The 24015-nt window shown below is 73.3% G+C and carries 21 protein-coding genes; 11 read left to right on the forward strand and 10 right to left on the reverse strand.

The genetic code is table 11. The features are described 5' to 3' along the window. The coding region (locus BM242_RS26785) for a CE1 family esterase (protein ID WP_175541598.1) at window positions 1–1095 on the reverse strand (1095 nt) is incomplete at its 3' end. Window positions 1096–1660: 565 nt separating this feature from the next. On the opposite strand from BM242_RS26785, the gene BM242_RS26790 reads away from it, so the two are divergent. Together BM242_RS26790 and BM242_RS26795 are read left to right on the forward strand one after the other, a co-directional pair. Then, entirely contained in the window at window positions 1661–2350 is a 690-nt protein-coding gene (locus tag BM242_RS26790) for a response regulator transcription factor (protein ID WP_281254723.1), read from the forward strand. Between the two features lie 29 nt (window positions 2351–2379). Next, window positions 2380–3603 (forward strand): sensor histidine kinase, encoded by a 1224-nt coding sequence (locus tag BM242_RS26795; RefSeq protein ID WP_107365188.1) that lies wholly within the window; start codon window positions 2380–2382, stop codon window positions 3601–3603. Here the strand turns inward: BM242_RS26795 and BM242_RS26800 are convergent. The 3 genes from BM242_RS26800 to BM242_RS26810 are packed head-to-tail and all read right to left on the reverse strand — an operon-like array spanning window position 3584 to window position 8178. Beyond that, the gene (locus tag BM242_RS26800) at window positions 3584–5131 is read right to left on the reverse strand and encodes an aromatic amino acid ammonia-lyase (protein WP_093841536.1); all 1548 of its coding nucleotides are present in this window, start codon (window positions 5129–5131) and stop codon (window positions 3584–3586) included. The two genes, BM242_RS26795 and BM242_RS26800, sit on opposite strands and share 20 nt — an antisense overlap. Before the next feature lie 58 nt (window positions 5132–5189). Beyond that, window positions 5190–6641: a class I adenylate-forming enzyme family protein gene (locus BM242_RS26805; RefSeq protein ID WP_093841537.1), complete on the reverse strand. Its 1452-nt coding sequence runs from the start codon at window positions 6639–6641 to the stop codon at window positions 5190–5192. Then, complete coding sequence (locus BM242_RS26810; RefSeq protein ID WP_093841538.1) at window positions 6634–8178, reverse strand: NAD(P)-binding domain-containing protein; 1545 nt, start codon at window positions 8176–8178, stop codon at window positions 6634–6636. The genes BM242_RS26805 and BM242_RS26810 overlap by 8 nt, the downstream gene beginning before the upstream one ends. Before the next feature lie 127 nt (window positions 8179–8305). Between BM242_RS26810 and BM242_RS26815 the strand changes: the two genes are divergently transcribed. From BM242_RS26815 to BM242_RS26825, 3 genes are all read left to right on the forward strand, one after another. Continuing rightward, window positions 8306–8641: an ArsR/SmtB family transcription factor gene (locus BM242_RS26815; RefSeq protein WP_093841567.1), complete on the forward strand. Its 336-nt coding sequence runs from the start codon at window positions 8306–8308 to the stop codon at window positions 8639–8641. Continuing rightward, window positions 8641–9396 carry a cation efflux transmembrane domain-containing protein gene (locus tag BM242_RS26820; RefSeq protein ID WP_175541599.1) on the forward strand — a complete coding sequence of 252 codons (756 nt, stop codon included), beginning with the start codon at window positions 8641–8643 and terminating at the stop codon, window positions 9394–9396. The genes BM242_RS26815 and BM242_RS26820 overlap by 1 nt, the downstream gene beginning before the upstream one ends. A 66-nt stretch (window positions 9397–9462) precedes the next feature. Beyond that, a complete protein-coding gene (locus BM242_RS26825; protein ID WP_093841540.1) occupies window positions 9463–9798 on the forward strand; it encodes a YnfA family protein in 336 nt (111 codons plus the stop codon). An 82-nt stretch (window positions 9799–9880) separates the two neighbouring features. Here BM242_RS26825 and BM242_RS26830 read toward each other — a convergent pair whose 3' ends face one another. Continuing rightward, window positions 9881–11002, reverse strand: a complete 1122-nt coding sequence (locus tag BM242_RS26830) for an epoxide hydrolase family protein (RefSeq protein WP_093841541.1) — start codon at window positions 11000–11002, stop codon at window positions 9881–9883. A 75-nt stretch (window positions 11003–11077) separates the two neighbouring features. Here BM242_RS26830 and BM242_RS26835 point away from each other — a divergent pair, with 75 nt between their 5' ends. The 3 genes from BM242_RS26835 (at window position 11078) to BM242_RS29715 (ending at window position 14616) form a co-directional block, all read left to right on the forward strand. Next, complete coding sequence (locus BM242_RS26835; protein ID WP_093841542.1) at window positions 11078–11557, forward strand: MarR family winged helix-turn-helix transcriptional regulator; 480 nt, start codon at window positions 11078–11080, stop codon at window positions 11555–11557. Window positions 11558–11767: 210 nt separating this feature from the next. Next, window positions 11768–14218: a glycoside hydrolase family 94 protein gene (locus BM242_RS26840; RefSeq protein WP_093841543.1), complete on the forward strand. Its 2451-nt coding sequence runs from the start codon at window positions 11768–11770 to the stop codon at window positions 14216–14218. A 242-nt stretch (window positions 14219–14460) separates the two neighbouring features. Beyond that, entirely contained in the window at window positions 14461–14616 is a 156-nt protein-coding gene (locus BM242_RS29715) for a hypothetical protein (protein ID WP_175541600.1), read from the forward strand. Window positions 14617–14699: 83 nt separating this feature from the next. On the opposite strand, the gene BM242_RS26845 is transcribed toward BM242_RS29715, so the two are convergent. The 5 genes from BM242_RS26845 to BM242_RS26865 form a co-directional block, all read right to left on the reverse strand. Continuing rightward, window positions 14700–16067: a glucose-6-phosphate dehydrogenase gene (locus tag BM242_RS26845; RefSeq protein ID WP_093841544.1), complete on the reverse strand. Its 1368-nt coding sequence runs from the start codon at window positions 16065–16067 to the stop codon at window positions 14700–14702. Beyond that, complete coding sequence (locus BM242_RS26850) at window positions 16064–17893, reverse strand: glycoside hydrolase family 15 protein (RefSeq protein WP_093841545.1); 1830 nt, start codon at window positions 17891–17893, stop codon at window positions 16064–16066. Before BM242_RS26850 ends, BM242_RS26845 begins: the two co-directional genes overlap by 4 nt. A 42-nt stretch (window positions 17894–17935) precedes the next feature. Then, a complete protein-coding gene (locus tag BM242_RS26855) occupies window positions 17936–18412 on the reverse strand; it encodes an SRPBCC family protein (protein WP_093841568.1) in 477 nt (158 codons plus the stop codon). Between the two features lie 197 nt (window positions 18413–18609). Beyond that, window positions 18610–19800 (reverse strand): fumarylacetoacetate hydrolase family protein, encoded by a 1191-nt coding sequence (locus BM242_RS26860; protein ID WP_093841546.1) that lies wholly within the window; start codon window positions 19798–19800, stop codon window positions 18610–18612. A gap of 48 nt (window positions 19801–19848) precedes the next feature. Continuing rightward, entirely contained in the window at window positions 19849–21585 is a 1737-nt protein-coding gene (locus BM242_RS26865; protein WP_093841569.1) for an IlvD/Edd family dehydratase, read from the reverse strand. A gap of 140 nt (window positions 21586–21725) precedes the next feature. On the opposite strand from BM242_RS26865, the gene BM242_RS26870 reads away from it, so the two are divergent. The 3 genes from BM242_RS26870 (at window position 21726) to BM242_RS26880 (ending at window position 23969) form a co-directional block, all read left to right on the forward strand. After that, a complete protein-coding gene (locus tag BM242_RS26870; RefSeq protein ID WP_093841570.1) occupies window positions 21726–22424 on the forward strand; it encodes a FadR/GntR family transcriptional regulator in 699 nt (232 codons plus the stop codon). 82 nt (window positions 22425–22506) lie between these two features. Continuing rightward, on the forward strand, window positions 22507–23124 hold the full coding sequence (locus tag BM242_RS26875) for a TetR/AcrR family transcriptional regulator (protein ID WP_139238465.1): 618 nt from the start codon (window positions 22507–22509) through the stop codon (window positions 23122–23124). After that, window positions 23121–23969 carry an alpha/beta hydrolase family protein gene (locus BM242_RS26880; protein ID WP_093841548.1) on the forward strand — a complete coding sequence of 283 codons (849 nt, stop codon included), beginning with the start codon at window positions 23121–23123 and terminating at the stop codon, window positions 23967–23969. Before BM242_RS26875 ends, BM242_RS26880 begins: the two co-directional genes overlap by 4 nt. The last annotated feature ends 46 nt before the right edge of the window (window positions 23970–24015 follow it).

Consider the following 24015-nt stretch of genomic DNA (forward strand, 5'->3'; position numbering starts at 1 on the left):
CCGGTTCACCGCGGAGGAGGCCACCGCGCTCTCACCGCCGCCGTCCACGCGGACCACCTCATAGCCGCTGACCCCCACATTGTCGGTGGCAGCCGCCCACTGAAGCGTCACCGAGGAAGCCGTCACCCCCGAGACCACCGGCACCCCCGGCACCGACGGCGCCTCGGTGTCACCGCCGGGATCGGGCCCGCCGCCGAACTGGGTGAAGAAGTCCCAGGTCGCGCCCGGAAGCCAGGTGCGGGAGCCGCTGTCGCCGGCCGCTCCGTCCTGTGGCGCGGCGATATGCCCCTCGTCGAAGGCGGCCCACACCACCGGATATCCGTCCCGGCACCCCGAGTAGGCGGTGGTGATGTGGGTCAGGCTGCCCTGGGCCGGCTCCGGGGCGTTCTGCGGGGTGCATCCGTTGTTGCCGACGAACCTGTCGCGCAGCGATCTGCCGCTGGCGATGCCGGCGACGTTGTCCCGGATGCCGTGCGCCCCGAAGTAGGCCACCGGCTGCGTGCCTCCGCTGCATCCGCTGACCTGCCCGGGTGCGCCATAGGCCGCCACGGCGCGGAAGACGTCGGGCCGGGCGCAGGCGAGCGCATGGCTCATGGAGCCGCCGTAGCTGAAGCCCAGGGCGAAACGCTGCGTGGTCTCGACGCACAGATCCTGCTCGATCATCGCGATCATGTCGTCGACGAAGGTGACGTCCTGGCCGCCGGAGTTGGCCCATGCGTTGTCGATGCCCTGGGGTGCGACGAAGATCGTGCTGTCGCCGGCCAGGCGCTGCAGGCCGTAGTAGGCCCAGGTGCCCCGCTCCACCGTCTGGCCCGTGGCGACATCGCTCGCGGTGGCGCCCCACCAGTGGAATCCGAAGACCAGGCGGTGCGGGTGGGTGTTGTCGTAGGTGTCGGGGATGTCCAGGATGAAGCTGCGGTTCCGTCCGCCGCTCTGGATGGTGTGTGTGCCGTCCCGCAGGGCCGGGGTCCGGCCGCAGCCGGGGGTCGCCGCATACGTGCCGGCCTCGGTGGACCGGGTGTCGCTCCCGGGACCGCTGCCCATCGCCGGGCCGCCGGTGGCCAGTGTCAGCAGCGCCGCGGCAACGACCGGCACCAGGCGGAGCCTACTGCTCACCATGTGATAAGCCCTTCTCTGGCTGATATATCGACATGTAGTCCTCCTTCTTCGCACCAGGGGCACCGGCCGTCGCCACGGCTCTCCGCGGTGTCCGCGCGGGCTGCTCGCTCCGGTGCGGCCGGCGTCTCCCTCAGCCTGGAGTCGATCGACATGGACATGACATTTCGCACGCCCGGCTCCCCCTTGCCCGCCACGGCAGCACCCGGCCGGCGCCGGGGAGCGACGACCGTAACGTAGCTTGGCGGTCAGCGCCCCAACAAGCCTGTTGTTATCGGTAACACAAAAAACTTTCGAACATCCACCGAAAATATTCAACGCCCGCGCCCGGCCGGTGAACCGCCTGATGCCACGTCAGCCGGGCAGGGGTCGGGTGTGAGCGCGGGCCGCTATCTGTTAGCGCGCACAGCAACCCCGGTGCTCGCCTGGCGCCCGCGCGGTCTCGCTGATCGAACCGTGGTTTGACAGCACCCTCCCGCCCCGGAACGTTTCCTATTAAACAAAGACGGTGGCGGGTGACGCCGGGGACGGGAGGAGTGAGGCGATGACACAGATGCCCGAGGGGCGTGCGCGGGATCCCTGGCGGCTGCTGCTGGTGGAGGACGACCGGGAGCTGGTCACCATGCTCTCCGGGGTGCTGCGCGACGAGGGCTACGCGGTCGATGTCGCGACCGATGGCCAGCGGGGCATGCATCTCGGCCTCACCAGGCGGTACGACGTGCTCGTCGTCGACCGGCGGCTCCCGGTGCTGGACGGTCTCGACCTGCTGGGCCGGCTGCGGTCGCGTGCGGTCCGCACTCCGGTGCTGCTGCTGACCGCGATGGGCACCGTGCACGACCGGGTCGACGGCCTGGACGCCGGCGCCGACGACTATCTGGCCAAGCCCTTCGAGCTCGACGAACTCAGCGCCCGATTACGGGCGTTGTGCCGACGGTCGCTCGACGTCGCCGATGTGCTGCGGATCGGCTCGGGCCACCTGCACGTCGGGCCGCGCGAGGTCGAGCTGGCCGGCGGGGAACGGATCGCCCTCGCGGCGCGGGAGTTCGCGCTGCTGTGGGTGCTCGCCTCCCGCCCCGGCACCGTGTACTCCCGGGCGGAGCTGCGCCGGCTGGTGTTCCACGAGACGCCCGCCTCGTCCATCGTCGACACCTATGTCTACTATCTGCGCCGCAAACTCGGCCGGCAGGTGGTGCGCACGGTCCGCGGACTCGGCTACCGCCTGGGGGCGTTGTGAGCTCGTCGGCGTCCGCGGAGCGGGCGGCGGTGCGCCGGGCACGCCGGCGGATCGCCGTCATCACCGGCGTGATGATCACGCTGCTGGTCACGGCCGTCGGCGGGGTGGCGGACCTGGTGATGAGGCATGCGCAGAGCGAACAGATGTGGCGGGAGCTGCGCCACAACGCGGCGCACGGCGACCTGTCGAGCCCGCCGGTGTGCACCCGGCTGTACGCGCCCGGCGCGACCCCGCACGCGGACCTCCCGGCCGGTTTCCCGGTGCGCGCCGACCTGGAACGGGTGCGCCGGACCGGGGAAGCCGTGGAGCGCACGGTGCGGCGCGACCGCACGGTCTATCTGGTGCGCACGCAGGCCAGGGCGGACGGAAACGTGGTGCAGGCGGTGTTCGACATGCGTTTCCAGCTCGCCGACCGCACTCATATGTGGTTCGCGCTCGGGGTCGCCGAGGTGGCCGGGCTGCTGATCGCGGCCGTCACCGGGGCCGTCCTCGGGCGCCTGGCCGTGTCCCCGCTCGCCGAGGCGCTGGCCCGGCAGCGGCGGTTCGTCACCGACGCCAGCCATGAGCTGCGCACCCCGGTCACCCATGTGTACACCCGGGCCCAGATGCTGTCGCGGCAGGCCGCCGCCGGGGAGCTGCCGGCCGCGCACCGCGAAGGGCTGGCCCGGCTGGTCGATTCGGCCGGCCGGCTCGGCGAGGTGCTCGACGACCTGCTGCTGTCCGCCGCCCTCGCGGCGGGTCCGGCGCGGCCGGCGGAACGCCGGCCGGTCGACCTGGTGGCGCTGGCCCGGTCGGTGGTCGCCGGGGAGTCGGACCGGACGCGGGACGGCCGTCTCACCGTCACCGTGGACTCACCGCCGCACCCCCTGTTCGTCGACGGCATCGAGTCCGCGCTGCGCCGCGCGGTCGGTGAGCTGCTGTCCAACGCGATCAGCCACACCCCGGCGGGCGGCCGGATACAGGTGACCCTGCTGCGCCGCGGCGGCGGGGCGGAGCTGACGGTCACGGACACCGGGCCGGGCTTCGACCCCGCCGAGACGGAACGGCTGTTCGAGCGGTTCCACCGGGGCGGCCACGGCGGCCGGTACGGACTGGGACTGGCGCTGCTGCGCGAGGTCGTCACCCACCACGGCGGCACGGTCGTCGCCGCCGGCCGGCCGGGGCGCGGCGCCCGGTTCGCCATCCGGCTCCCGGAGTGTTCGCCCGCGCCCGCCGCGGCACCGGCCCGCCGGGTCAGGGCAGGTCGCGGGTGAGCAGCAGCCGGGCCGCGGCGCGGACATCCGCGTCCAGGGGGCGGTCCGGCTCGACCGGGGGGATCGCGTCGGCGAGGGCGTCCAGGAGTTCCCCGCACCGGGGCGCGGTGGGGCGGCGGGCGCCGACGTGGACGGCCTGGCGCAGGCCGAGCGCCAGCGAGCCGCACAGCAGGCCGAGCAGTTCCGCCATGTCGTGGCAGCGCAGGGCCGCCTGGGTGCCGAAGGGGATGACGTCCTGGTTGTGCAGGTTCGTCGGCAGGCTCTGCATGGCGGCCGGTGTCGCGGCGCGGCGCAGCTCCGCGACCAGCGCGGTGGTGGCCAGTTGCACGCCTTGCAGGCCGTGCTGGATGCCCGGCGTGGTGGCCAGCATGGGCGGCAGTCCCCCGTTGCGCGCCGGGTCCACCAGGAGGTCGAGCTGGCGTTCGGCGAGGTTGCCGAGCTGGGCGGTGACGGAGGCGAGCAGATCGGCGGCGAACGCGGCCGGCTGCCCGAAGAAGTTCCCGCCGTGCACCGCCTTCCCCGCCGCTCCGGCCGCTCCGCCCGCTCCGGCCCGCTCCTGCTCCGGGCCGCCGGGGAAGAACAGCGGATTGTCGCTGATGCCGCCGAGGTCGGCCGCGACCACCCCGTCGATGTAGCGCAGCGCGTCCTCCGCCGCACCGAGCAGCTGCGGGGAGCAGCGGATGCTGTAGGGCTCCTGGAGCGGCCGGGTGCCGGTGGGCGTGGTGCCGGCGAGGGTCCGGCGCATGTCCGCGCCGATGGCCAGGGCGCCGGTGTGGCCGAAGGCGTGCAGCAGGTCCTCGTCCAGGAAGCCGGCATCGCATCCGAGCAGGTCGGCCAGGAGGCAGGTGAGCGCGGTGAGCGAGCGGTGGGCGGCGCGGACCGCGTCGCGGGCCAGGGCCAGGGCCGCGGTGGTGACGGAGGTGCCGTTGACCAGGGCGAGCGCGTCGCGGCCGTCCAGGGCGAGCGGGCGCAGCCCGGCGGCGGGCAGCGCCTCGGCGGCCGGCATCCGGCGCCCGTCCAGGTAGGCGTGTCCCCGGCCGCGCAGCGCCTGGGTGGCGTAGGCCAGCGGGATCAGGTCGCCGCTCGCGCCGACGGAGCCGTAGCGCGGGACGGCCGGTGAGAACGTGGTGGCGAACATCGCGGCGAGCCGTTCCACGACCTCGGCGGACACACCGGAGCGGCCCTGGGCGAGGGACCGGGTGCGCAGCAGCAGGGCGGCGCGGGTGATCTCGTGCGGCAGGTCGGGGCCCTGGCCGGCGCCGAGATGCGCCAGGGTGTTGTCGCACTGGTCGGCCTCGTCGGAGCGGCCGGCGTATCCGGCGAGCGCGCCGAAGCCCGTGGTGGCGCCGTAGATCCGGGGCGCGGTGCCGCCGTCGCCGCTGCGCAGGGCGCCGAAGAGGCGGCGGCCGAGGTCCACGCGCGCGCGGACCTCCGCGTCCACGGTGACGGTGAGCGGGGCCGCCGCACGGCGCAGGGCGGCGGAGTCCAGGGGGCCGGTGAGCGAGACGGTGTCCGTGGTGGTGAGCACATCGGGGAACCTAGGCGGCCATTCTCAGAGCGTTCTGAAATCCCGCCGGACGGACCGGTCATCCCCCGGCCGCCAGCCGCCGCTTGTCGGGCTTTCCGGCGGGGGTCAGGGGCACCTGGGCGACCGGGGTGAGCCGGGTCGGCGCGCACGCCTCGCCGAGCTCCGCCGCCACCAGGGCGCGCAGCTCGCCGAGGTCCGGTATGCGGCCGGCGGCGGGCACGACGAACGCGTGGACGGCCTCCCCGGTGCGGTCGTCGGGCACGGCGACGACATGGGCCTCGGCCACATCGGGGTGCGTGGCCAGCAGCCGCTCGACGGGGCCGGCGTAGTACACCTGGGCGTCGACGATGATCACGTCGCGGGTCCGCCCGGTGAGCCACAGCCGGCTCTGGGCATCGAGGTGGCCGAGGTCGCGGGTGCGCACCCAGCCGTCGGCGAACACCTCGGCGGTGAGGGCGGGTTCCCGCCAGTAGCCGGCGCTCTGCGAGGGGGTCCGGACGAACAGTTCGCCGTCGGTGCCGGGCGGGACGGGGCGGCCTGAGGGGTCCCGGACCTCCAGGCCGACGGGCGGGACGCCCAGCGAGCCGGGCGGGTCCTCGGGGGTGGCCATGGAGATCATGCCGGTCTCGGTCTGGCCGTAGCCGTGGAAGACGACCGGCCCGAGCACCTCGGCGGCCTCCCGCGCCCGTCCCGGGGTCAGCGGTGAGCCGGACACCATCAGCGCGCGCAGACCGCCGAGGTCCGCGGGTGACGCCCGCTGCTGTGCCACCAGTTGGGTCAGCCGGGCCACGGTGATGACGCTGGCGGTCGCCCGGTGCCGCACCAGGGCGTCGGGGAAGAGGGGCGGGGCGGCGGTGACGAGGGTGCCGCCGGCGGCGAGCGCGAGCAGCCCGTACTCCATCACCACCTGGCTGGCCAGGGTGCCGAACACCAGGAACCGGTCCAGGCGGGCGGCCAGGGCGCGGACGGCGGGCGGCCAGTGGTCCGGCCGGAGCGTCCAGGCGGCGGTCATCGCCGCGTAGGTCTGGGCGCATGCCTTGGGGACGCCGGTGCTGCCGCTGGTGTGCAGCAGCCGGGCGATGTCGCCCGGCCGGGCCATGACCCGCGGCCGGACGCCGTCGTCGGCCGCCGACAGCAGGCGGCCGAGGGGGAGGACGGGGCGGCCGGCGGTCCCGGCGCCCGGGCCGCCGGCCCCGTCGGTGACCGTGCAGGTGGCCTCCGCCAGCAGGTGGTCCCGCTGTCGCCCGGTCAGGCCCGGCCGCACTCCGGTGACCCGGGCGCCCAGGACATGGGCCGCGATGACGGCGGCGAACGCGTCGGGGCTGACGCCCAGCAGCATGGCGACTCCGTCGCCGGGCCCGACTCCCTGCTTGCGCAGGGCGCCGGCCGCCCGCCGTATGCGGGCCAGCAGCCCCGCTCCGGAGACGGTCCGGCCGGCGTGCTCGAACACGGGGCGGTCCCCGGCCGCGTCCAGCAGGTCCAGTACGCCGCCGGGGAACTGCTCAGCCAAGACAGGCCTTGACGAACGCGGTGAGCGGCTGCTGGTGCACCTCCGGGATGTCCCAGTCGTTCTCCAGGTTCTCCGCCAGATGATGGGTGCCGTCGAGGACGCCGTCGCGGTAGTGGCGCACCACGGGGTGGAGGTAGGTGGAGTCCATGGCGTGCTCGGCGTCGTTCTCGGCCACCCGCGCCACGGTGACGTCGAACGGGTCGACATGGTCGTGGTGCGGCCCGTACTCCAGGTCCGCCACGAACCGGTGCGCGGCGGGGCCGAGCCCGCCGCCGGTGACATGGCCGAGCGGCACCTCCTCCTGGTAGACGGCCCGGTCGCCGTCCACCGCGACCACGTCGCCGAGGACCCCGAACTGCTGCCAGAGCCCGGAGGAGCGGTTGACGCGGGCGACGATGGCGTCGGCGATCGCCTCCGGTGCCGCGGGGAGCCGCCGGGCCGGCCAGGGGGCATTGTGGTAGCGGGCGCCGAGGATGCGGTGCAGGGCGCGCGCACCGTAGCGGAAGCCGTGGATGAAGCCGCTGGTGGACTGCTTGAAGTCGCGCTGCTGGGTGAGCGTGCCGGCGAAGTACAGGCCGGGCACGTTGACCGACTCGTAGGCCGGGGTCTGCTCGGGGAACCGGTCGTCGATGACGAGCGCGGGGCGGGCGGTCTCGTCGAAGACGCCGGCGTCGAAGCGGAAGCCGGTGCACACGATGATCCGGTCGTAGTGCAGTTCGCGGAGCCGTTCCGTGGTCCGGGCATAGCGGAACATCACCCGGAACCGGCCGCCTTCGGTCCTGGCGATGTTCTCCACGGTGCCGTCCAGCACGGCGTTCTGCGACTTGAGCTGGTAGGTGTCCAGGAAGTTGTTGTTGACCGCGCGCAGATGCCCGACGAAGTGGGTCTTCCAGGCCATCTTGAGCGAGTGCGGACCGGCGACATGGATGACCGCGGCCTTCGGCAGCAGGGCGTCGGCGGTCTCGAAGGCGGAGTTGCCCTTGCCGAGGATCAGCACCCGCTGGTTGGTGAAGGACGCCGGGTCGGGGTCGAAGTCGTCGTAGCGTTCGGCGAGTTCGATGCCGGGTATGGGCGGCACCCGGAGCCGGGAGACGCCGGTCGCCATGATGAGCCGGCGGGCCGCCCAGGTCCGTCCGGTGTGGTCCAGGACCGTGAAGACGCCGTCCGCGCGGGAGATGCGGACGGCCTCCGTGCCGTACTCGGCGCGGACGCCGGTCCGGCCGGCGAAGTCGGCCAGATAGCGCACCAGGTCGTCGGCGCGGGGGAAGTAGTCCTCGCTGTACCGGGTGAACAGCAGCCGCGGGTCGTCGCTGAGCAGCGAGTTCCAGTCCATGCGGAGGTTGAGTTCCGGGTCGGTGTATCCGGTGTTCACCTTGTTGATCGAGATCAACTGCCGGTGTCTGGGATACGTGGCGAAGAACGTCCCCGGTCCGCTCCCCCGCTCCAGGACGACGTAGTCGCGTCCGTCGCGTTGCAGCAGAGCCGCAAGCTGAAGTCCGGCCGGTCCGGCCCCGATGATCAGGTAATCGCGCACCATGGGCCGGACGGTAGCGGTGCGAACTCAGAAGGCTCTGAGATTGCGCGGGGCGGGGCCGCCGCCCGCTCGCGGAGCCCTGGGTTCAGTGAACTATGAATTCACGAATCCATGTACTAGTGTGGGCCGGGTGCTGACTGTTGCTTCCGACATCGAGGTGCTGGCGCGGTTCGGCCGGGCGCTGGCCGATCCGATCCGCTGCCGCATCCTGCTCGCGCTGCGCGCGGCCCCGGCGCACCCGGCCGATCTGGCCGGGGCACTGGGCATCTCCCGTACCCGGCTGTCGAACCACCTGGCCTGCCTGCGGGACTGCGGGCTGGTGGTGGCCGTCCCGGTGGGGCGGCGCTCCCGCTACGAACTCGCCGACCCCCGCCTCGGGCACGCGCTGGACGATCTGCGCACCGCCGTGGTCGCCGTCGAGACCGACCGCAGCTGCCCGGATGCCGGCGAGAAGGGCTGCTGCTGATGGCGGACACGCCCGTGCCGCTCCGGCCCGGCCCGGTCCCCGAGCGGCGCGCGGTGCTGGCCCGCCGGATACGGCTGCTGGTCGCGGCGACCATCGGCTACAACGTCGTCGAGGCGGCCGTGGCGCTGACCGCCGGCACCCTCGCCTCCTCCGGCGCGCTGATCGGCTTCGGCCTGGACTCGGTGGTGGAGGTCTCCTCCGCCGCGGCGGTCGCCTGGCAGTTCTCGGCCACCGAGCACGCCGTGCGCCAGGCCCGGGAGCGGAGAGCCCTGCGGATCATCGCGGTCTCGTTCTTCGCGCTCGCCGCCTATGTCACGGCCGACGCCGCACGCGCGCTGGCCGGCCCCGGGGAAGCCGGGGCCTCCGTCCCCGGCATCGTGCTGGCCGCCCTGTCACTGGCGGTCATGCCGTTCCTCTCCTACGCGCAGCGCCGGGCGGGCCGGGAACTGGGATCCGCCTCGGCGGTGGCGGACTCCCGGCAGACCCTGCTGTGCAGCTACCTCTCCGCCGTGCTGCTGGTGGGCCTGGTGGCCAATGCCGCACTCGGCTGGTCATGGGCCGACCCCGTCGCCGCCCTGGTCATCGCCGCGGTCGCGGCGAAGGAGGGCCGCGACGCCTGGCGCGGGGAGGCCTGCTGCGCCGTGCCCGCGCCCCGTTCCGCCGGGGCGGAGACCGCACCGGGGGACGCGTGCGGGTGCGCGCCGGGCTGCGCCTGCCGCGCCCCCGGCCCGGGCGGCCGGGAGACGGTCCGGTGAACGGCCGGGCCGCCGGCCGTGGGGGGCCCGCGGCGCGGAAACGGGCCGTCGGTAGGGTCGGCCGGTATGACCATCGCCCGATCCGCCGCCCTGTTCGTCGTCGCCGCCCTGTTCGAGATCGGCGGCGCCTGGCTGGTCTGGCAGGGCATCCGCGAACACCGCGGCCTGCTCTGGATCGGCGCCGGCGCCATCGCCCTGGGCCTGTACGGGGTGGTGGCCACCTTCCAGACCGACGACAACTTCGGCCGCGTCCTCGCCGCCTACGGCGGGATCTTTGTGGCCGGCTCCCTGGCCTGGGGCATGATCGCCGACGGCTACCGCCCCGACCGCTTCGACATCATCGGCGCCGCGGTCTGCCTGGCCGGCATGGCGGTGATCATGTACGCGCCGCGCGGCCACTGATCCGGCCGTCCGGCGGCCCGGTCGCGGCGATCTCCGTTCCCGCGCCGGGGGTCCCGGCAACGGATTGCGCCTCGGCCCGCGGTCAGTGTGCCGTTGCCCCGCGGCCGGCCGCCCGCGCCCGGCCCTGCCCGAGGGCGAGGAAGAAGTCCCGGATGTCCTCGGCGAGCAGCTCCGGCACCTCCATGGCGGCGAAGTGGCCGCCGCGCTCGAACTCCGACCAGTGCCTGATGTCGTAGCGCCGCTCGGCCAGCGGGCGCACCGGCTGGGTGATGTCGTGCGCGAACACCGCCACGCCCACCGGCACCGGGCACGGCTCGGTCCGCCGCGGCGCCTCCCGGTGCAGCCGTGCCGAGGACGCCGCGGTGGCGGTCAGCCAGTACAGCGAGACATTGGTGAGCAGCCGCTCGTCGCTGATCGCCGAGCGCGGGTCCGTCCACTGCGCGAAGCGCTCGGCGATCCAGGCGAGCTGGCCGACCGGTGAGTCGGTCAGCGCATAGCCGATGGTCTGCGGGGTGGTGGCCTGAAGGGCCTGGTACGGCGGACGGTTGGCCATCAGCCGGCGGATCCGGTCCAGCCGGGCCTCGTCCGATGCGGACAGTTCGACGCCGGCGTCCGGGTCCGGCCGGGTCGGCAGATAGTTGACATGCACTCCGGCGACCTGTCCGGGGGCCGCCGCGCCGAGCGCCAGGGAGATGCCCGAGCCGAAGTCGCCGCCCTGCGCGCCGTAGCGCCGGTAGCCGAGCCGGCGCATCAGCTCGGCCCAGGCCCGCGCGATGTGGTCGATGTCCCAGCCGCGCCGGTGGGTCGGGCCGGAGAAGCCGTACCCCGGGAGGGACGGGATCACCAGGTGGAAGTCGCGCGACAGCGGCTCGATCACGTCGAGGAACTCCAGGAACGAACCGGGCCAGCCGTGGGTGAGGATCAGCGCGAGCGCGTCCGGCCTGGCGCACCGGACGTGGAGGAAGTGGATGCGCTGGCCGTCGATCTCGGTGCTGAAGTGCGGAAGCGCGTTGAGCCGGGCCTCCTGCGCACGCCAGTCGTAACCGGTGCGCCAGTACTCGGCCAGCTCCCGCAGCCTCGCCAGCGGGAAACCGTAGTCCCACCCGGCGTCGGCGACCTCGTTGGGCCAGCGGGTGCGGGCCAGACGGCCGGCCAGGTCGTCGAGGCCGGCCTGGGGGATGTCGATGCGGAACGGCTTGATCACGGTCTTCTCCTCTTAAACGTTAGTGGCACTAACGAATGTAGACTGTTAGTGCCACTAATGCAATAGCCGTGGAGGATGCCCGTGAGCCCGACCCCCGAACCCGCGCGGCTGCGCACCATCCCCAGCCGTCTGCTCGCCGGGGCCGCACTCGTCGCCGACCGGCTGGTCGGCGAGCGCCTGGCCGCCGAGGACGCCCACAAGTGGCACTTCGCCGTCCTGGTCACGCTCGCCGAGGCCGGCGCCGCCAGCCAGGCCGAACTCAGCCGCCGCACCGGCATCTACCGCAGCGACATGGTCGCCGTCCTCAACGAGCTCGCCGACGCCGCCTGCATCCGCCGCGAACCCGCCCCCGCCGACCGCCGCCGCAACGTCATCTCCCTCACCCCCGCCGGCCGGCGCCGCCTGGAGCGCCTGGACACAGTCATCGCCGACGCCCAGCGGGAACTCCTGGCCCCCCTCACCACCGGCGAACAGGACGAACTCGTCCGGCTGCTCGGTCTTCTGACCGAGCACCACCGGCCCCCGCATCCCCGCCCGCAGCGCGGCGCACGTTAGCGCGGCCGCTCCCGCCCGCGGCGAGGCCGTCCGATCCCGGCCGAACCGCCCGCACCGGCACACAAGCGCACCGTTCGGGCAGAGCCGTCCGGCCACCTTTTGCCGGACCGGGCGACGTGGCAGGATGACTTCCCCGGGATGGGAGCGCTCCCATAACTCGCCGCCTCCCTCCTCGCCACCGCATTCCGCCCACTGTGCTGGAGGACACACATGAGGTACGGCCACTTCGACGACGAGCGACGCGAGTATGTGATCGGTCAGCCGGACACACCCCTGCCCTGGATCAACTACCTGGGCACCGAGGAGTACTTCGGCATCGTCTCGAACACCGCAGGCGGTTACTCCTTCTACCGGGACGCCCGGCTGCGCCGCCTCACCCGGTACCGCTACAACAATGTGCCTCTGGACAGCGGTGGCCGCTATGTGTACCTGCGGGACAACGGCTCGGGCGACTTCTGGTCGCCGTCCTGGCAGCCGACCCGCAGCGAACTGGACGCGTACGAGTGCCGGCACGGCCTGTCGTACACCACGATCGCCTCCGCACGCGGCGGCATCCGCTCCGAGACGCTGTACTTCGTCCCGCTCCGCGAGAACCTGGAGGTCTGGCGGGTGCGGGTGACCAATGAGCGGGACGCCGCCGCCGATCTCTCACTGTTCTCGGCCATCGAGTTCTGCCTGTGGGACGCCCAGGACGACGCCACCAACTACCAGCGCAACTACTCCACCGGCCAGGTGGAGCTGGTGGACGGGGTCATCTACCACAAGACCGAGTACCGGGAGCGGCGCGACCACTTCGCCTACTTCGCCTGCTCCGAGCCGCTGGCCGGATACGACACCCAGCGCGGCACCTTCCTCGGCCCCTACCGGGGCTGGGACCGCCCGGCCGCCGTCGAACGCGGCCAGTCCTTCGACTCGGTAGCGCACGGCTGGGCGCCCATGGGCAGCCACCACGTCCGGCTCTCCCTGGCCCCGGGCGAGACCCGTGAGGTGATCTTCCTGCTCGGCTACTGGGAGAACCCCCGGGACGCCAAGTTCGACCCGCCGGGCTCGCAGACCGTGAACAAGACCCTGGTGCGCCCGGTGATCGAGCGGTGGCTGACCCCCGAGGCGGTGGCCGGGGGATTCGCCGAACTGCGCGCGTCCTGGGACTCGATGCTGGCGGTCATGCAGGTGAACTCCCCGGACACCGACACCGACCGCATGGTCAACATCTGGAACGCCTACCAGTCCATGGTGACGTTCAACATGAGCCGCTCGGCGTCGTCGTTCGAGTCCGGCATCGGCCGGGGCATGGGCTTCCGCGACTCCAACCAGGACCTGCTCGGGTTTGTGCACATCGTGCCCGAACGGGCCCGGCAGCGGATTCTCGACATCGCCGCGACCCAGTTGCCCACCGGCGGCGCCTACCACCAGTACCAGCCGCTCACCAAGCGCGGCAACAACGACATCGGCTCCGGCTTCAACGACGACCCGCTGTGGCTGATCACGGGCGTGGCGGCGTACCTCAAGGAGACCGGCGACCTGTCGATCCTGGACGAACAGGTGCCGTACGACAACGACGAGTCGGCCGCCACCCCGCTGTACGAACACCTCCAGCGCTCGCTCCGGTACACCCTGGACCGGCTCGGTCCGCACGGCCTGCCGCTGATCGGCCGGGCCGACTGGAACGACTGCCTGAACCTCAACTGCTTCTCGGAGACCCCCGGGGAGCCCTTCCAGACCACCGAGAACAAGGACGGCGGGGTGGCCGAGTCGGTGTTCATCGCCGGCCTGTTCGCGCTCGCCGCCCGGGAGCTGGCGGGCATCGCCGAGGCCTGTGACCGGCCCGCGGACGCGGCCGAGTACCGCAGCGCGGGCGAGAAGATGGCGGGCACCATCGCCGAACACGGCTGGGACGGCGCCTGGTTCCGGCGGGCCTTCGACTACCACGGCAATGTGATCGGCTCGGGCGAGAACGACGAGGGCCAGATCTTCATCGAGCCGCAGGGCATGTGCATCATCGGCGGCGTCGGGGTCGAGAACGGCATGGCTGTCCAGGCCCTGGCGAGCGTCCGGGAACGGCTGGCCACCGAGCACGGCATCGTGCTGCAGCAGCCGGCCTACTCCCGCTACCGGGTCGAGCTGGGCGAGATCTCCTCGTACCCGCCCGGCTACAAGGAGAACGCCGGCGTCTTCTGCCACACCAACCCCTGGCTGATGATCGCCGAGGCCATGGTGGGCAACGGGGACGGTGCCTTCGACTACTACCGGCGGATCAACCCCTCGGCCCGGGAGAACATCAGCGAACTGCACCGCTGCGAGCCCTATGTCTACGCCCAGATGATCGCGGGCAAGGACGCCCCCACCCACGGCGAGGCCAAGAACTCCTGGCTGACCGGCACCGCGGCGTGGAACTACGTGGCCATCACGCAGTGGATCCTCGGCATCCGGCCGGACTTCGGCGGGCTGCGCATCGACCCGGTGCTGCCGGCCGCCTGGGAGGGCTTCAGCGCCAGCCGGAAGTTCCAGGGGATCACCTACGACATCACCGTGCGCAAGGCCGCGGGCGTCCGGGGCCGGGTGCGGCACCTGATGGTGGACGGCCGGCGGGTGGAGGGCAACCAGCTCCCGCCGGCTCCGGCCGGGTCCGTGGTCCGGGTCGAGGCGGTCATCGAGGAGTAGCCTCCGCCGCACACGGCCCCGCCGCCGTTGGGCGCAGCGGGCGGGCCGGGGAGGAACCCGGGGCTCCTCCCCGGCCCCCGCCGCGGAGCGGCTCAGGCGGGTGCGGGCTGCTGCTGCGTGATGCAGTGCACGCCACCGCCCCGGGCGAACAGGTCCCGGGGCGGTCCGTACAGCTCCGGCATTCGACGAGACACAGCTCGTGGGATTCCCGGTGAACGCGATCCTGAGGACAGGAGCTGGGCATGTTCCACTACGGCGGCTCGACGCACTGCCTGCTGTTCCGCCCCGGGATCCAGCTCGACTTCGTGGACCGCGTCAAGAACCTCACCCCCGGCAACGTCCTGCTGAACAAGAGGATCGCCACCGCCCAGGACGAGACCGCACCCGCCGCGCGGTAACCGGCCCGCGGATCCCGGAGCACGATCCGGAGGCCGCCGGGCCGGTGGGGGAAGCCGCACCCGGGGCTCCGCGCCGGCCCCCGCTACCGCCGCCGCGGGGGCGGGCCCGCTGAGCCGGCCGGGTACTCCTCCAGCGGCACCAGGCCGGCCGCCCAGCCGGACAGGACGGGTTCCAGGACCCGCCAGGCCTCTTCGGCCTCGTCGCCGCGGATGGACAGGGCGGGGTCCCCGTGCAGCACGTCCAGCAGCAGCCGGCCGTAGGCGGGCAGGCCCGGCGGTTCCATCCGGGCGGTCAGCGACAGCGCGGTGAGCTGGTGGGCGTGGGCACCGATGCCCGTCAGGTCCAGGGTCAGCCCTTCGGGTTCCAGATGGAACCGGAGCACATTGGGCAGGGCTTCCCCGCTGTGGCCGAACGGCAGATGGGGCACGGACCGGAAGCGCACCGCGACCTCCTTGCGGTCCCTGCCCAGCGCCTTGCCGCTGCGGAGCCGGAACGTCGTGCCGGCCCAGCGCCAGCTCTCCAGCTCCAGTTCCACCTCCGCGAAGGTCTCGGTACGGCGCCGCGGGCTGACCCCCTCCTCCTCGGTGTAGCCGGGGATGTCCAGGTCACCGATCCGGCCGGGCAGATAGCGGGCGCGGCGCGTGCGGCGCACGACATCGTCCTCGGTCAGGGTCCGTACGGACCGCAGGACATCGACCTTCCGGTCGCGCAGATCGCGCTCGCCGAGGGTGATCGGCGGTTCCATGGCCACCAGGCAGAGCAGTTGCAGCAGATGGTTCTGCACCATGTCCTTCAGCGCCCCGACACGGTCGTAGTAGCCGGCCCTGCCCTCCAGTGCCAGGGTCTCGTCCCAGACGATCTCCACTTCGGCGATGTGGGTGCTGTTCCAGATCGGTTCCAGCATCCGGTTGGCCAGCCGGCTGCCGAGCACGTTCTGCACGGTGGTCATCGCCAGGAAGTGATCGACCCGGAACACGGCCTGCTCCGGCACCAGACGGCCGAGCAGCCGGTTCAGTTCCCGGGCGCCGGCCAGGTCCTCGCCGAACGGCTTCTCCAGCACGATCCGGCTGCCCGCCGGCAGGCCCGCCTGGTGCAGACAGGTGACCGCGCGGGGGAAGACCGCCGGGGGCAGGGCGAGGTAGACGGCGACCGGCCCGTCGCCGGCGATGGCGGCGGCCACGTCGGCGGGGTCGGTGACATCGGCCCGCAGGTAGCGGACCGAGGCCGCGACCGCGTCCCTGGCCCCGGCCGGAAGGTGTCCGCCGTGCCGGCCGAGCTGGGCGGCGGCCCACTCCCGGTACTGCCCGTCGTCCCAGTCCTCCCTGCTTGCACAGGTCAGCTGCGTCCGGTCGCCGAGGTGCCCCGCCGACCGCAGGGCGGCCAGCGCCGGCAGCAGATAGCGCGCGGTGAGGTCCCCCGTCGCGCCGAAGAGGACAAGCCGGCCGATCATCCCCGCCCGCCCTCCCTGGCCCGGGCGAGGTTCACGCCGCTGGCGATGATCCCGATGTGACTGAACGCCTGGGGGAAGTTGCCCATGAACTCTCCTGTGGACGGGTTGATCTGTTCGGACATCAGGCCCAGCGGGCTCGCCCGGGCGCACAACGAGGCGTAGAGCTCCTCGGCCTGCTCGATCCGGCCCTGGCCGGTCAGGTTGTCGGCCAGCCAGAAACTGCACAGCACGAAGGCGCCCTCGTCGCCGGGCAGGCCGTCGGGCGACTCGGTGTGCAGATAGCGGTGGAGCAGTCCGTCACCTGCCGACAGGCGCTCGGCGATGGCCGCGGCGGTGGCCACCATCCGCGGGTGGCCGGCGTCCACGACATGGCGCAGCGGGAGCGCCAGCAGGCTCGCGTCCAGCATGCCGCCGCCGTCCAGGTGTGCGCTGAGGGTCTGCGCCGCCTCGTCCCAGGACCGCTCCAGAATGCGCCGGCGCAGCCGGCCGGCCGCGTCGCGCCAGCGGGCGACCGGCCAGGGCAGACCGAGGTGCTCACCGATCCGGGCGGCCCGGTCCAGGGCCACCTGGCACAGCGCGGCCGAGTAGGTGAACACCCGTCCCTCGCTGCGCACCTCCCAGATGCCCTGGTCCGGCTGGTTCCAGGTCCGCTCCGCCGCGTCGGCGAGTCCGGCCAGGCCGGACCGGAGCGCGGGCTGGATCTCGCCGCCGGCGCGCAGCCACTGATGGGCACAGTCCAGGATCTCGCCGTAGACGTCGTGCTGGCGCTGGTCGGCCGCGCCGTTGCCCCACCGCACCGGGGCGGAGCGCCGGTAGCCCTCCAGTTCGCCGTCCTCGGTCTCGTCGGGCACCGGATCGCCCCGGACCCCGTACATGATTCTGGGCCGTCCGCCGTACTCGAAGGCGTCGAGCACCCAGCCGAGGAAGGCGTCGGCCTCCCCCCGGTAGCCGATGCGGCGCAGGGCGAACACGGCGAATGCCGCGTCGCGGATCCAGGCATAGCGGTAGTCCCAGTTGCGGACGCCGCCGATGGGTGCGGGCAGCGAGGAGGTGGGTGCCGCGACCAGCGAGCCGCTGGTCCAGTCATCGCACAGTTTCAGGGTGATCGCGGCGCGTCTGACGAGGGCTTCCTCGGGACCGCGGTAGTCGAGACGGCTCATCCAGCGGCGCCACGCGTCGGCGGTCGCCCGCAGCGTCGCGGCGGTGTCGTACCGATGGTGACGATGGAAGCGGCCCCAGGACAGCACGAGCTCCAGGCGGTCGCCCTGCCGCAGCTCGTGGGTGCTGCGCAGACCGGTCAGGGGGCGGTTGGACCGCAGGTGGAGCCGCAGGTCCGGCCGCCGGGCGGGCAGCACCTCCAGCCCGCTGAACAATGCCCGCGTCCGCGCGCCGCCCCGGGGCTCCAGCTCCGCCCGAAGGCGGACCTCCCCGGCCAGCACCACGGCGGAACGTACCAGCTCGGCCCGGTCGGCCGGTGCGTCGTCGGTGAGGTCGGCGCCGGAGCGCAGGGCCAGGGCATCGGTGATGCGCACCAGGCCGGTGGGGCTGCGCAGCTCGGTCGTCAGCACGCCGGTGTCCGGTTCATAGCGCTGGCGGGCCTCGGTCAGCTCCTCTGGTGCCAGGGTGAAATGGCCGCCCCGTGCGTGATCCAGCACACCGCAGAACAGGGGTTCGGAATCGAACCGGGGCAGGCACATCCAGGGGATGGAGCCGTCCAGGCCGACCAGCGCGGCGGTCGTCCCGTCGCCGATGAGGCCGAGATCCTCCAGCGGCAGGTAGCCGTCCCGCTTGCGGACCGGCCGGAACGGTGGATCAGGATCGTGCATGCCGCCTCGCTTCCGCGGCGCCGGGGTGCGGTCCGGTGGAGATCATGCCGGTGCGGCGGGCCGCCGCCGTGCCGGGGACGGGCGCGCATGCTCCCGCACCGCGATCCGGGCCAGCTTCGTCAGCATGATGCCGTTGCGGATCCGGACGGCGTAGTCGACGGGGAGTCCGTGCATCCGCGTGCCGGGGCCCCGGAGGGGATGCCAGTCGAGAACGAAGAGGGTGTGCCCGCCCCAGGGGATCAGGTTCATGGCGATGCGGGCCGCCCCGAAGGGGTGCGCCTGTGCTTCCAGCTCCAGCCGGCTGCGGGGTTCGCACAGGCGCACGACGCAGGTGTCGTCCAGGGTCAGCGGGCCGATGCCGACCCGGACCCGCAGGCCGGCGCCCACCTCGGGCCAGGCCGGGTCCACGGCCAGGACCCGCCGCGTTCCCGTCACCCACTCGCCGTAGCGGTGCCCGTCGGCGAGCAGGTCCCAGACCTCGGACCGGGAACTGAGGATCAGGCGGTGGTTCCGGGCCACACCGACCACGCTCCTCGGGGAAGAGGGAAGACGCGGGCCGTCCCGCGCAGCGGCCCCGGCATCGGGATTCGTCCCATGGCCGTCAGGCTAGGTGCTGGGGCCGGGGAGCGCCGCCGCGGCAAGCCGATCGGGTCAGCGGGTCAGCCGGGCAGCCGGGGCGGCCCCGGAGCCGCCCCGGGGCCGCTCCGCGGGAGGGCTCACAGCAGTCCGCGCCGGGCCAGGCTGCGCATCAGCGCGCGGACGCCGAAGGACCACGGCGCGGCCTGTTCGCTGGGGATGACGGTGTTGACCAGGGCGCCGAGCCGGGGGCTGGAGATCCGCACGAGGTCGCCGGGCTCATGGGTGAAGCCCGCTCCGGGGGCGTGCCGGTCCTCGGTGGGGGCGAACAGGGTGCCGGTGAACAGCACGAAACCGTCCGGGTACTGGTGGTGCGCGCCGTGGGTGGCCGCCACCAGGTCCAGCACGTCGCGGCTGATCTCGCGCATCGAGCTGCTGCCGTGCAGCACATAGCCGTCCGGGCCGTCGATCCGCAGGCCGATGTCGAGCGTGCGCACGTCGTCGATGCCGAAGCCGTCGTCCAGCAGCCGCACGAACGGCCCGATCGCGCAGGAGGCGTTGTTGTCCTTGGCGCGGGACAGCAGCAGCGCGCTGCGCCCCTCGATGTCCCTGAGGTTGACGTCGTTGCCCAGGGTCGCGCCGCGCACCCGGCCGCGCGAGTCCACGACCAGAACGGCCTCGGGCTCGGGGTTGTTCCACACCGAGGCGGCCAGCACCCCGATATCGGCTCCGGTGCCGACCGCGGACAGCACCGGGGCCTTGGTGAAGATTTCCGGGTCCGGCCCGATCCCGACCTCCAGATACTGCGACCACAGCCCCTCGGCCACCAGGAGTTCCCTGGCCTCGGCGGCCTCCGGCGAGCCGGGGCGGAGGCCGTCGAGCGCGCCGCCCACCACCTGCCCGACCCGGTCCCGTATCCGGGCGGCCTGCGCCGGATCGCCGCCGGTGCGCTCCTCGATGACGCGCTCCAGCAGGCTGCGGGCGAAGGTGACGCCCGCGGCCTTGATCACCTGGAGGTCGACGGGGGCGAGCAGGTGCGGGGCGTCCCGGCGGCCGGCGGCGGTCGCCTCCAGCAGCTCGTCGAGGTGCCAGACGTGTCCGCCGGGGGCCTCCCGGACGACGGTGGCCGGGTCGTCGTGTTCCAGCAGGTCGGAGACGGTGGGCGCGACGGCGGTGAGGTCCACGACCCGCTCGCCGCGCACCGCGGCCACGCACGGCCCGTCCCACCGCGGCTCGTGGACGCGGGCGACCAGGGCGGCCCGGTCCGCGTCCGACGGAAGGACGGTGCCGGGCGCCAGGACGGGGCGGGGGCGGTGTGCTGCCGGTTCCACGGTGCTGCTCTCCCGGTTTCGAGGGGTGGTGACGCCGGTGCCGCCGGCTCAGTGCGAGTCGCGCGGGACCTCGTGCCCGCGGCAGCCCCGCAGGAAGCCGAAGTCGGCGCCCTTGTCGGCCTGTTCGACGTGCTGGGTGTAGAGCCAGGCATAGCCGCTGCGGTGCGGGGCCGCGGGCGCCCGCCATGCCTCCCGGCGGCGCCGCAGTTCGGCCTCGTCCACGTCCAGTCGCAGGGTGCGCTGCGGCACGTCGAGGACGATCGGGTCCCCGTCCCGCACCAGGGCGAGGGGCCCGCCGACGGCGGCCTCGGGCGCCACGTGCAGGACCACGGTGCCGTACCCGGTGCCGCTCATCCGGCCGTCGCAGATGCGCACCATGTCCCGGATGCCGGCCTTCAGCAGCCTGGCGGGCAGCGGGACGTTGGAGACCTCCGGCATGCCGGGGTAGCCCTTGGGGCCTGCGTTGCGGATGACCAGCACGGTGTTCTCGTCGACATCGAGCTCCGGGTCGTCGGCGACCCGGTGGTATTCCTCGGGGGAGTCGAAGACGCGTGCCGGTCCGCGGTGGGTGAGCAGGTGCGGCGAGGCGGCGGACTGCTTGAGCACCGCGCCGTCCGGACACAGGTTGCCGCGCAGGACGGCGGTGCCGGTGCCGGCCGGCTGGAACGGCGCGTCCAGGCCGGTGATGACGTCCGGATCGAGCCGCTCGGCGTCCGCGACGTTCTCGGCGATGCCGCGCCCGGTGACCGTGATCTGCCCGCCGTGCAGCAGGCCGCCGCGGAGGAGTTCGGCCATGACCGCGGGCAGCCCGCCCGCGTAGCAGAAGTCCTCCATCAGATAGCTGCCGCTGGGCATCAGATTGACCAGGGTCGGCACCGCACGGGCCTGGGCGTCGAAGTCCTCCAGGCTCAGGGGGACACCGACGCGTCCGGCGAGGGCGGTGAGATGGATGATGGCGTTGGTGGAGCCGCCGATGGCCGCGTTGACCCGGATGGCGTTCTCGAACGCCCGGCGGGTCAGGATCCGCGAGGGCCGCAGTTCCTCCTCCACCATCCGCACGATGCGCTGCCCGGCCGCCTGTGCGGTCTCCATCCGCCGGGAATCCACGGCCGGCCAGGCCGCCGAGCCGGGCAGCTGCATGCCGAGTGCCTCGGCCACGCAGGCCATCGTCGAAGCGGTGCCCATGGTCATGCAGTGGCCGGCCGAGCGGGCCATGCAGCCCTCGGCGAAGAAGCACTCCTCCTGCGTCATCCGGCCGGTCTTCAGGTCCTCCTCGAACTTCCACACCTGGGTGCCCGAGCCCACGTCCCGGCCCCGGTACTTGCCGTTGAGCATCGGCCCGCCGGTGACCATGATCGCGGGCAGGTCGACGCTGGCGGCGCCCATCAGCATGGCGGGCGTCGTCTTGTCGCAGCCGGACAGCAGCACGACACCGTCCAGCGGGTTGGCCCGGATCAGCTCCTCGACCTCCATGGCCATGAGGTTGCGGTAGAGCATGGCGGTGGGACGCATCAGGGTCTCGCCGGTGGCCATGGTGGGGAACTCCAGCGGGAAGCCGCCCGCCTGCCACACCCCGCGCCTGACGGCTTCGGCCACCCGCGTCAGATGGGCGTTGCACGGGGCGAGTTCCGAGGCGCTGGTCGCGATGCCGATGACGGGGCGGCCGTCGAGCACCTCGTGGCCGAATCCCTGGTTGCGCATCCAGGAGCGGTACAGCATCCCGCTGCGGCCCTGGGCGCCGAACCATGCCTGGCTGCGGCGGCCCGTCCGGTTCGCGTCCGTCATCTGCATACTCCTCGCCCGCTCCTCGCCCGCTCCTCGCCCGTTCGGGCGGGCACCCAGGCCGGTACCATGACGACAATCATTAAATGATTGGATGATTGGTGTCCAGGGGGTGAGCGAAGGCCGTGGTGCATTTCCGGACCATGCATCAGCGCGTGGTCGACGAACTCGGCCGCCGCATCGTGGGCGGCGCATGGGAGCCGGGGCAGCCGCTGCCGGTCGAGGAGGCGCTCGCCGCCGACATCGGCGTCAGCCGCGGCGTGCTGCGGGAGGCGGTCAAGGCCCTGGCGGCCAAGGGGATGCTGGCCGTGCGTCCGCGCACCGGCACCCGCGTGCTGCCCCCGGAGCACTGGAACCATCTGGACCGCGACGTGCTGCGCTGGAAACAGGCCGGAGACCCCGCGGCCCTGCTGCGCGACACCGGCGAGCTGCGCCGGATCGTCGAGCCCGAGGCCGCCAGGCTCGCCGCCGGCCGGGCCGGACCGGCCGAGCTGCGCGCCCTGCACGACGCCCTGGCGGCCATGGAGGCCGCCGCGGCGCGGCCGGAACGCGGCGGCTATGTCGAGGCCGACATCGCCTTCCATCGCGCCCTGCTCAACGCGAGCGGCAACCGCCTCCTCGGCTCACTGGGCCGTGCGGTGGACATCGCGCTGGAGCACAGCTTCCTGATCAGCACCCAGACCCCCGGCGCGGCCGAGGCCTCGCTGGCACCCCACCGCGCCATCGTCGAAGCCGTGGCGGCCGGCGACCCCGCGGCGGCCTCGGCGGCCGTGCTGGCGGTCATCGAGGCCGCCGAGCGGGAGATCGCCGGCTCCCCGGGACTGCCGCGGGATCCCGGCTGACCCCGGCGGCCGCCCGTCGCGACGGCCGCGGGCTGCTTGACAGCCCCTGTACCGACCGGTCTACTGGGGCGTGGAGGCCGACATGGAGCCACGGAAATCCCCCGGAAGCGCCCCCGGGAGCACCCCCGGCCGGCTGGTGACCACCACCGCCGCGCTGCTGCGCGAGCGCGGCTTCCACGGCGCCGGGCTCACCGAGATCCTCACCGCCAGCGGCGTGCCCAAGGGCTCGCTCTACCATCACTTCCCCGGCGGCAAGTCCGAGCTCGCCGCCGAGGCGGTACGGCAGTCGGCGGCCGGCATGGTGGCCGCTCTGGAACGCTTCGCCGACCGCGCCGGATCGACCGGGGCGGCGGTACGCGCCTTCTGCGACCGCTACGCCGAGGACCTGGCGGCCAGCGACTTCCGCGACGGCTGCCCGCTGGCCGCCGTCGCCGCCGAGAGCGGCGCCCTGCACGAGACCGTGCGCCGGGAAATCGGTGCCGCCATGGAGCTGCTGGTCGGCACCTTCGCCCGCCGCATCGCCGCCGAGAACCCCGCCCATCCCGATCCGGCCGCCCTGGCCATGGAGATCGTCGCGGCCGTCGAGGGCGCCCTGCTGCTGGCCAAGGCGCTCCGCTCCACCGCCCCGCTGAAGACGGTCAGCGAACGCCTCGCCGGCCGTATCGCCGCCGAACTGCACCCCCGAGGACATCCCGCATGACCGCGACCTCCGCCCGCCAGGACATCCGGATACCCGCCCGGGACGGCTACCGGCTCGCCGCCACCCGCTACGGCTCCGGCCCCCGCGCCGTCGTCATCAGCTCGGCCACCGCCGTCCCGCGCGGCTACTACCGGGCCTATGCCACCGCCCTGGCAGACCGCGGCTACACCGTCCTCACCTACGACTACCGGGGAATCGGCGGCTCGCGGCCGGAGACCGGCCTGCGCGGCTTCCCGGCCACGGCCGCCGACTGGGCGCTCAAGGACATGGCCGGGGTGCTCGACCATGTGACCGGCACCCTCCGTCCCGAGCGCCTCTTCCTGGTCGGCCACAGCTTCGGCGGGCAGGCGGCCGGGCTGCTGGACAACACCGCCGCGGTGGACGGGATGATCACCGTCTCCTCCCAGAGCGGCTACTGGCGTTACCAGGGCCGCCGCCAGCGCCTCCCGGTCGCCTTCCACACCCGGGTCACCCTGCCGCTGCTCTCCCGCGCCCTGGGATACATGCCCTGGAGCCGCTTCTCCTCGGCCCAGGACCTCCCCGGGGGCGTGGCCCTCCAGTGGTCCCGCTGGTGCCGCGACCCCCGCTATCTGCTGGGCGATGCCACTCTTCCCGTCGAGCGCTACCGGACATTCCACGCCCCCGTCCTGGCCTACTCCATCGACGACGACGCCTGGGGCACCGCCCGCTCGGTCGACGCCATGATGGCCGCCTATCCCCGCCTGGAGCGCCGCCATCTGCGCCCCGCCGACCACGGGCTCCGCGGGCTGGGCCACTTCGGCTTCTTCCGCAGCGGCTCGGAACCCGTGTGGGAGGAGACCTTCGCCTGGCTCGGCGCCCGCTGACCCCGTTCGCCACCGCGACCGCCGACGGCCCCCGGGCCCCGCCGCC

The sequence above is a fragment of the Streptomyces aidingensis genome, assembly GCF_900112355.1.
GTDB lineage: Bacteria > Actinomycetota > Actinomycetes > Streptomycetales > Streptomycetaceae > Streptomyces > Streptomyces aidingensis.

Excerpts from the sequence above, each read along its gene's own strand:
- BM242_RS26790 (WP_281254723.1), top strand. The coding sequence starts at position 1,661 with ATGACACAGATGCCCGAGGGGCGTGCGCGGGATCCCTGGCGGCTGCTG.
- BM242_RS26880 (WP_093841548.1), top strand. The coding sequence starts at position 23,121 with ATGACCGCGACCTCCGCCCGCCAGGACATCCGGATACCCGCCCGGGAC.
- BM242_RS26825 (WP_093841540.1), top strand. The coding sequence starts at position 9,463 with ATGACCATCGCCCGATCCGCCGCCCTGTTCGTCGTCGCCGCCCTGTTC.
- BM242_RS26835 (WP_093841542.1), top strand. The coding sequence starts at position 11,078 with ATGCCCGTGAGCCCGACCCCCGAACCCGCGCGGCTGCGCACCATCCCC.
- BM242_RS26810 (WP_093841538.1), bottom strand. The coding sequence starts at position 8,178 with ATGGTGCGCGATTACCTGATCATCGGGGCCGGACCGGCCGGACTTCAG.
- BM242_RS26850 (WP_093841545.1), bottom strand. The coding sequence starts at position 17,893 with ATGCACGATCCTGATCCACCGTTCCGGCCGGTCCGCAAGCGGGACGGC.
- BM242_RS26820 (WP_175541599.1), top strand. The coding sequence starts at position 8,641 with ATGGCGGACACGCCCGTGCCGCTCCGGCCCGGCCCGGTCCCCGAGCGG.
- BM242_RS26865 (WP_093841569.1), bottom strand. The coding sequence starts at position 21,585 with ATGACGGACGCGAACCGGACGGGCCGCCGCAGCCAGGCATGGTTCGGC.
- BM242_RS26845 (WP_093841544.1), bottom strand. The coding sequence starts at position 16,067 with ATGATCGGCCGGCTTGTCCTCTTCGGCGCGACGGGGGACCTCACCGCG.
- BM242_RS26840 (WP_093841543.1), top strand. The coding sequence starts at position 11,768 with ATGAGGTACGGCCACTTCGACGACGAGCGACGCGAGTATGTGATCGGT.
- BM242_RS26870 (WP_093841570.1), top strand. The coding sequence starts at position 21,726 with ATGCATCAGCGCGTGGTCGACGAACTCGGCCGCCGCATCGTGGGCGGC.
- BM242_RS26875 (WP_139238465.1), top strand. The coding sequence starts at position 22,507 with ATGGAGCCACGGAAATCCCCCGGAAGCGCCCCCGGGAGCACCCCCGGC.
- BM242_RS29715 (WP_175541600.1), top strand. The coding sequence starts at position 14,461 with ATGTTCCACTACGGCGGCTCGACGCACTGCCTGCTGTTCCGCCCCGGG.